Annotated in this window: 6 protein-coding genes and 1 pseudogene; 5 read left to right on the forward strand and 2 right to left on the reverse strand. The window is 76.2% G+C overall.

The annotated features are described in order from the left end of the window. Positions 1-22: 22 nt before the first annotated feature. Positions 23-826 carry an ABC transporter permease gene (locus A2U95_RS21355; protein ID WP_240957513.1) on the forward strand — a complete coding sequence of 268 codons (804 nt, stop codon included), beginning with the start codon at positions 23-25 and terminating at the stop codon, positions 824-826. Continuing rightward, positions 802-1,893, forward strand: a complete 1,092-nt coding sequence (locus A2U95_RS21360; protein WP_166025751.1) for an ABC transporter ATP-binding protein — start codon at positions 802-804, stop codon at positions 1,891-1,893. The genes A2U95_RS21355 and A2U95_RS21360 overlap by 25 nt, the downstream gene beginning before the upstream one ends. Positions 1,894-1,997: 104 nt before the next feature. Here the strand turns inward: A2U95_RS21360 and A2U95_RS21365 are convergent, their stop codons facing one another. Continuing rightward, positions 1,998-2,162, reverse strand: a complete 165-nt coding sequence (locus A2U95_RS21365) for a hypothetical protein (RefSeq protein WP_166025723.1) — start codon at positions 2,160-2,162, stop codon at positions 1,998-2,000. A 488-nt stretch (positions 2,163-2,650) separates the two neighbouring features. Here A2U95_RS21365 and A2U95_RS21370 point away from each other — a divergent pair, with 488 nt between their 5' ends. Together A2U95_RS21370 and A2U95_RS21375 are read left to right on the forward strand one after the other, a co-directional pair. Then, complete coding sequence (locus A2U95_RS21370; protein ID WP_166025760.1) at positions 2,651-4,318, forward strand: glycoside hydrolase family 13 protein; 1,668 nt, start codon at positions 2,651-2,653, stop codon at positions 4,316-4,318. Between the two features lie 89 nt (positions 4,319-4,407). Further along, positions 4,408-4,740, forward strand: coding sequence for a DUF6401 family natural product biosynthesis protein (locus tag A2U95_RS21375; protein ID WP_166025753.1), 333 nt, complete (start codon positions 4,408-4,410; stop codon positions 4,738-4,740). Positions 4,741-4,928: 188 nt separating this feature from the next. On the opposite strand, the gene A2U95_RS33415 is transcribed toward A2U95_RS21375, so the two are convergent. After that, positions 4,929-6,311 (reverse strand): PP2C family protein-serine/threonine phosphatase, encoded by a 1,383-nt coding sequence (locus A2U95_RS33415; protein WP_206283003.1) that lies wholly within the window; start codon positions 6,309-6,311, stop codon positions 4,929-4,931. A 203-nt stretch (positions 6,312-6,514) separates the two neighbouring features. Between A2U95_RS33415 and A2U95_RS21385 the strand changes: the two are divergent. Then, positions 6,515-6,832: pseudogene (locus tag A2U95_RS21385) on the forward strand (hypothetical protein); the annotation flags it as partial.

The following is a 6,832-nucleotide window of genomic DNA, read 5'->3' on the forward strand; positions in this document are numbered from 1 at the left end:
GGGCGGGGGGCCCGGGAGCGCCGTGGGGCCCGCGCGGTCCGCCGCTCGCGTCCCGTCGGCGCTGCTGGTGCCCGCCGCGGCCGGGCTGGTGTTCCTGCTGCTGCCGCTGGCGGCGCTGCTGGTGCGCGCGCCCTGGGCCGAGCTGCCCGGGCAGCTCGGCAGTCCGCAGGTGTGGCAGGCGCTGCGGTTGTCCCTGCTGTCGGCGACCACGGCGACCGCGCTCTGCCTGGTGCTGGGCGTACCGCTGGCCTGGGTGCTGGCGCGGACCGACTTCCCGGGCCGGCGGCTGGTGCGCGCGCTGGTGACCGTGCCGCTGGTGCTTCCGCCGGTGGTCGGCGGTGTGGCGCTGCTGCTGGCGCTGGGCCGGGACGGCCTGGTGGGGCGGCTGCTCGACGACTGGTTCGGGGTGACGCTGCCGTTCACCACGGCGGGCGTGGTCGTCGCCGAGGCGTTCGTGGCGATGCCGTTCCTGGTCATCAGCGTGGAGGGCACGCTGCGCGCCGCCGACCCGCGGTTCGAGGAGGCCGCGGCCACCCTGGGGGCCTCCCGGTTCACCGCCTTCCGGCGGGTGACCCTGCCGCTGATCGCGCCGGGCGTGGCGGCCGGCGCGGTCCTGGCCTGGGCACGGGCGCTGGGCGAGTTCGGCGCCACCATCACCTTCGCGGGCAGCTTCCCCGGCCGCACCCAAACCATGCCGCTCGCCGTCTACCTGGCGCTGCAGAACGATCCGGCCGCCGCGGTGGCGCTCTCCCTGGTGCTGCTGGCGGTCTCGGTGGCGGTGCTGGGCGCGATGCGGGACCGGTGGACGGCGGGGGTGGGAGCGTGACGGCGGGGGGCGGGAGCGTGACGGCGGGCCTCGACGCCCGTCTGGTCGTCCGGCGCGGGGACTTCCTGCTCGACGTGGCGCTGACCGCCGCGCCGGGCGAGGTGGTGGCGCTGCTCGGACCCAACGGCGCGGGCAAGACGACCGCCCTGCGCGCCCTGGCCGGTCTCGTGGCCCTGGACGAGGGCCACCTGCGGCTCGACGGGGCGGAGTTGGCGCCGCTGCCCGCCGAACGACGGCCGGTGGGCGTGGTGTTCCAGGACCACCTGCTCTTCCCCCACCTCTCCGCGCTGGACAACGTGGCGTTCGGCCCGCGCTGCCAGGGCATGCCGCGGCGGGCCGCGCGGGCGGAGGCCGGCCGGTGGCTGGAGCGGGTGGGCCTGGCCGCGCACGCGGACGCCCGGCCGCGCCGCCTCTCCGGGGGCCAGGCCCAGCGGGTCGCCCTGGCAAGGGCGTTGGCGATCCGGCCACGGCTGCTGCTGCTCGACGAACCGCTCGCGGCGCTGGACGCGCGCACCCGGCTGGAGACGCGGGCCGCGCTGCGACGGCACCTGGACGACTTCGAGGCGGTGACGGTGCTGGTCACCCACGACCCGCTGGACGCCATGGTGCTGGCGGACCGGCTGGTGGTGGTGGAGGACGGCCGGGTGGTCCAGACGGGCCCGCCGGACCTGGTCGCCCGGCGGCCGCGCACCGACTACGTCGCCCGCCTGGTGGGCCTCAACCTCTACCGGGGAGCGGCCTCGGGCCACCTCGTGCGGGTGGACGGCGCAGAGGCGACGGTCACGGTGACGGACGAGCTGACCGGGGAGGTCTTCGTCGCCTTCCCCCCGTCGGCGGTGACCCTGCACCGCGAGCGGCCGGTGGGGACCAGCGCGCGCAACGTGTGGCGGTGCCGGGTGGCGGGGATCGAGACCCACGGCGACCGGATCCGCGCGGACCTCACCGGCGAGCTGCCCATGGGGGCCGGCCTCACGGCGGTCGCCGCCGCCGAACTGCGGCTGGCGCCGGGCGTCGAGGTGTGGGCCGCGGTCAAGGCGGAACAGACGCACGCCTACCCGGCGGGGTAGGGGGCCGGTCGCGTCACGGGCCCGTGGACGTCACGGGCGCGCGGACGTCACGGGCGCGCGGACGTCACGGGCGCGCGGAGGTCACGGGCGCGGGCGCGCCGGGGTCATAACCGTTCCGCGGGCTGCTCGACGGTCTCCGTCCCGGCGATCCCGGTGCCCGTCGCACCGGCGCCGGCGGGACCCAGGTGCGCGGCGAGGAGCAGCGCCGCCACCGCCACCAGCCCGGCACCCACGGCGCGCAGGTGACGCGCGTACGAACGTCGGATCAAGGCGACCTCAGCCAGGTTCGGGAAACAGCGTGTGAACGACGGTCAACGTGCGGTTCAACCTAGAGCCACACATACCGAACAGCAAGAGTCGTCAGGGGAGATGACGGCGCCCACCGGGAACGAAGGGGACGAACCCGGCGGACGCGGCGGCCCGGCCGGTCACGAGGGCCCGCCGCGGCGGGCCGGCGTGCGGCCCCGCCCGCGCTCCGCCGCTGCACGGCTGAGGTGCGGGCGGGATTTCCGGGCCCGCCCGCGCGGCATGAACGCGGTCGTCCACACGTTGTGAAAAGTGGAGGGAGGTACCGGAGCCGAGCCGCCCAGGAGTCGTCGTGACCGTTCGTCCCACACCCCCGCAGAACCCGTCCACCGATCCCCCGCCCACCGGGCCCGCGGCCGCCGGGACCACGGCCGCGACGGCCGCGGACGCGGCGGGCGGGACGGCCACGGCGGATGCGGCGGCCGCGACGGCGACCGGGAGCACCCCCGACCTGTCGTCCCGGGACCCCCACTGGTGGCGTCAGGCCGTGGTCTACCAGGTCTACCCGCGCAGCTTCGCCGACGCCGACGGTGACGGCCTGGGGGACCTCCGGGGCCTCACCCGCCGTCTCGCCCACCTGGCCACCCTCGGCGTGGACGCGGTGTGGCTGAGCCCCTTCTACCCGTCGGAGCTCGCCGACGGGGGCTACGACGTCGCCGACCACCGCGACGTGGACCCCCGGCTCGGCACGCTGGAGGACTTCGAGGTGATGGTGGCCGAGGCCCACCGGCTGGGCCTCAAGGTGCTGGTCGACCTGGTGCCCAACCACACCTCGCACCGACACCCCTGGTTCCAGGAGGCGCTGCGGGCCGGCCCGGGCTCGCCGGCCCGGGACCGGTACGTCTTCCGTGACGGCCGCGGGGCGCGGGGCGAACTGCCGCCCTCCGACTGGCACTCGGTGTTCGGCGGCAGTGCCTGGAAGCGGGTGCCGGACGGGCAGTGGTACCTGCACCTGTTCGCTCCGGAACAGCCTGACCTCAACTGGGACAACGAGGAGGTGCGCGCCGACTTCCGCACCACGCTGCGGTTCTGGGCGGACCGGGGCGTCGACGGCTTCCGGGTCGACGTGGCGCACGCCCTCGCCAAGGACCTCACCGAGCCGCTGCGCGACCTCGGCGACCTGGCGGCCGGCGGTGACGAGGCCCTGGAGGGCATGGCGCCGGGCGAGCACCCGCTCTACGACCGGGACGAGGTGCACGAGATCTACCGGGACTGGCGCAAGATCCTCGACTCCTACTCCCCGCCGCGGATGGCGGTCGCCGAGGCCTGGGTCCCGGGTGAACGGCGGGTGCTGTACGCGCGGCCGGACGAGCTGGGGCAGGCGTTCAACTTCGAGTACCTGCGCGCGCCGTGGGAGGCGCGGACGCTCCGCGAGGTGATCACGGCGTCGCTGGAGCAGGCCCGTGCGGCGGGGGCGTCGGCGACGTGGGTCCTCTCCAACCACGACGTGATCCGGCACGCCACCCGTCTCGCCCTGCCGCCGGGCACCGACCCCGACGCCTGGCTGCTGTCCGGCGGCCGGGAACCGGAGGTCGACGCGGCGCTCGGACTGCGCCGGGCACGGGCGGCCACGCTGCTGATGCTGGCGCTGCCGGGATGCGCCTACCTGTACCAGGGCGAGGAGCTGGGTCTGCCGGAGGTCGCCGACCTGCCGGCCGGGGCGCTGCGGGACCCGATCTGGGAGCAGACGGGGCACGCGCGCAAGGGGCGGGACGGCTGCCGGGTTCCGTTGCCGTGGACACGCGGCGGGGCGGGGAGCGGCCTCGGTTTCGGTTTCGGCTCGGCGGACGGCGCGCCGTGGCTGCCGCAGCCCGAGGGGTTCTCCGAGCTGTCGGTGGAGGCGCAGGACGGGGCCGACGGTTCCACCCTGGACCTCTACCGCGCCGCGCTGCGGATCCGCCGTGGGCTGCTGAGCGCGGACGAGTCCCTGACCTGGCTCGACGGCGAGGGACCCGGCGTCCTCCACTTCGCCCGGCCGGGCGGCTGGCAGGTCGTCGCCAACACGGGCACGGCGCCGGTCCCGCTCCCGGCGGGGCGCACGCTGCTGGCCAGCGCGCCGCTGGGCGGCGACGGTGGCGCCGTGCTGCCGCCGGACACGACGGTGTGGCTGAAGGCGTGACACCGGGCGGTCCCGGCCGGCCCCACGTGTGACGCACCGCATGGGCGACCGGGTCCTGACGGGACCGCCCCGCGCCTACGGTGGAGGGCATGTCCCCGCTGGCCCGGATCGCCCACGCCTACACGCCCCGCTTCGCCGAGTTCGCGTTCGAGCCCGGCTTCACCGCGGCGGTGGACCAGCACGTGGCGGAACTGCGCGACCGGCTCTCCCCCGCCGGCCCGGGCGGCGCCCTCGCCCCGGCCGCCCCGGACCCCGCCGGCCTCGCGGACTACGCCCTCGGCTTCCTCGACGGCCTGGCGGAACTCGACTGGCGCGAGCCGGCCGGCCACGACTTCGCCGTCTGCCGCCTCACCGCCATCACCTGGCTCGTCCACCGCCACGGCCTCCTCGGATCGCCGGCCGACGGCCCGCACGAGCGCTGAGACCGGGCGGGGGCGCCCGGCGCCCGTCCGCGCCCGTCACTCCGTCCGCGGCCGGAGCGTCCGTGCGGGTGAGGCCCGCGGCGGCCCGGCACGGGCCCCGGCGTGCCCCCCGGCTTCCCCGTGCCCGCCGGCCTCCCCGTGCCCGCCCCTCCATGGCCGCCATGGCCGTTGGCCTCGCGGTACCCGCCCTACCCGCCGCACCCGCCATGCCCGCCATGCCCGCCGTCCCCGGCGTGTCCCCCGGCCTCCGCGTGCCCACCGGCTCCGCCATGACCGTTGGCTCCGCCATGACCGTTGGCCCCGCCATGGACGCCGTCCCCGCCGTAGCCCCCGTCGGGCGGCCGGGGCGGCTGCCGCCAGGGCGGCTGCTCGTCCGGGCCGGGGCGCCGGACGGAGAAGATCGTCGTGTCGTCCTCCAGACGGCCGTCGGTGTGCAGCAGGACCCCGTCCCGGACGAACCGGGTGACGGCACGCGGCCTCCGGGCCTCCGGACGACGCGCGGCGGCCCTGGTCACCTCCTCGCGCAGCGGGTAGAAGGTCCCGGCCTCGTTCCGCGCCTCGGTGACCCCGTCCGTGGTGAGCAGCAGGGTGGCGCCCACGGGGACGGTGACGCGCAGCACCGGCGGCGGCCGGTCCGCGATGTCGCTCATCCCCAGCGGCAGACCGTGCGCACCGGGCAGCGGACCGGTTCCTCCCGAGGGATCGATGAGCAGGGGCGGCTCGTGTCCGAAATTGACGAGCTCCAGCACGTCCGGCTCGTCGGCCGGGAAGCCCAGCATCACCGCCGTGGCGAAGCGGTCCCCGTCCTGCTCGTCGCCCATGTCGAGGCGGTAGGCGACCTGCCGCTTCAGGCGGACCTCCAGCCGCGACGCCACCGTCGCCAGGCACCGCTCGTGGTACGCGGCCTCCCGGAAGGTGCCCAGCAGGGCGGCCGCGATCTCCACCACCTCCAGTCCTTTGCCCTGGACGTCGCCGATCAGCACCCGGGTCCCCCAGGGGCTCGGCTGGATGTCGTAGAAGTCGCCCCCCACCCGCGCCTCGCTGTCGGCCGGCAGGTAGAGCTCCGCGTGCTCCAGACCGCCGAGCCCGGGCGGAAGGGGACGGAGCACCGCCCGGCGGGTGGTGTCCGCGACCACGGACAACCGCAGCAGCTCGGCCGCGTGGGTGACGCGCACCGCGCAGGCGAGGACCGACAGCACCCCGCCGACCACCAGCAGCACCAGCACCGGCCACCCGCTCACCATCGGCCGGTCCACCACGGTGAGCACCCCGTAGGCGAGCAGCGAGAGCACCACCAGGAGCACGGTGGTCCGCACACCGCACAGCGCGGCGGCCGTCCCGGAGACCAGCACCAGCCAGGACGACGCCCGGAACCAGTCGGGCGTCGTGAGCTCCACGACGGCCCCGGTCACTCCGATCAGCACCGGCAGCACCCAGCCGATGTCGTGGCCCCGCCAGTACAGGAGCCGGTCCAGCCGCCCCCTGCGGACGAAGGCGGAACGCGGCGCCCCGGGGTCGTAGGCCGGGTCTGCGGTGGCGCTGCTTCCGTCGGCCGGGGGCGTGAACCGCATGTCCTCAGCGAAACACGAGGGAGAGGGGGCTGCATCCGGTGGTGGACACCGGGGCGTTCCCGAGTTGCCCGTTCACCCGGACGGGTGTCCGCTGGAAACCGGAGCCGGGGTTCGTCCACAGGCCGCGGCGAGTCCGCGGCATCCGGTCCATCCTCGAGGTCCTGGTCCCGGGGCCCCGGCCTCCGGCGGAGAGGAGCGTTTCCATGACCTACGCGCCACACGCCCCACGGGGCTCCCTGCCCCGGCCCCCCGGCACCTGGCACCCGGGGTCCGACCTGCGCCGGGACGCGGACCTGCGGATGCTCGGCGACCGCGGGACCAAGATCATGAAGTGGGCCCTGCCCCTGGTCCTCGGACTGCTCTACGGCGCCTGGGCGGCCACCAACAGCCGCCACGGAGGCCCCGTCACCGGCTGGAACCTGATCTTCGGCTTCGTGACGGCGCTGGTCTTCATGCTGGCGCTGATGGCGATGCGGGCGTATGCCCCGCGGCTGCCGCGGGGCATACGCGCCGCGGCCTGG

Source organism: Streptomyces chilikensis (assembly GCF_001642695.1).
In the GTDB taxonomy this organism is placed as follows: Bacteria; Actinomycetota; Actinomycetes; order Streptomycetales; family Streptomycetaceae; genus Streptomyces; species Streptomyces chilikensis.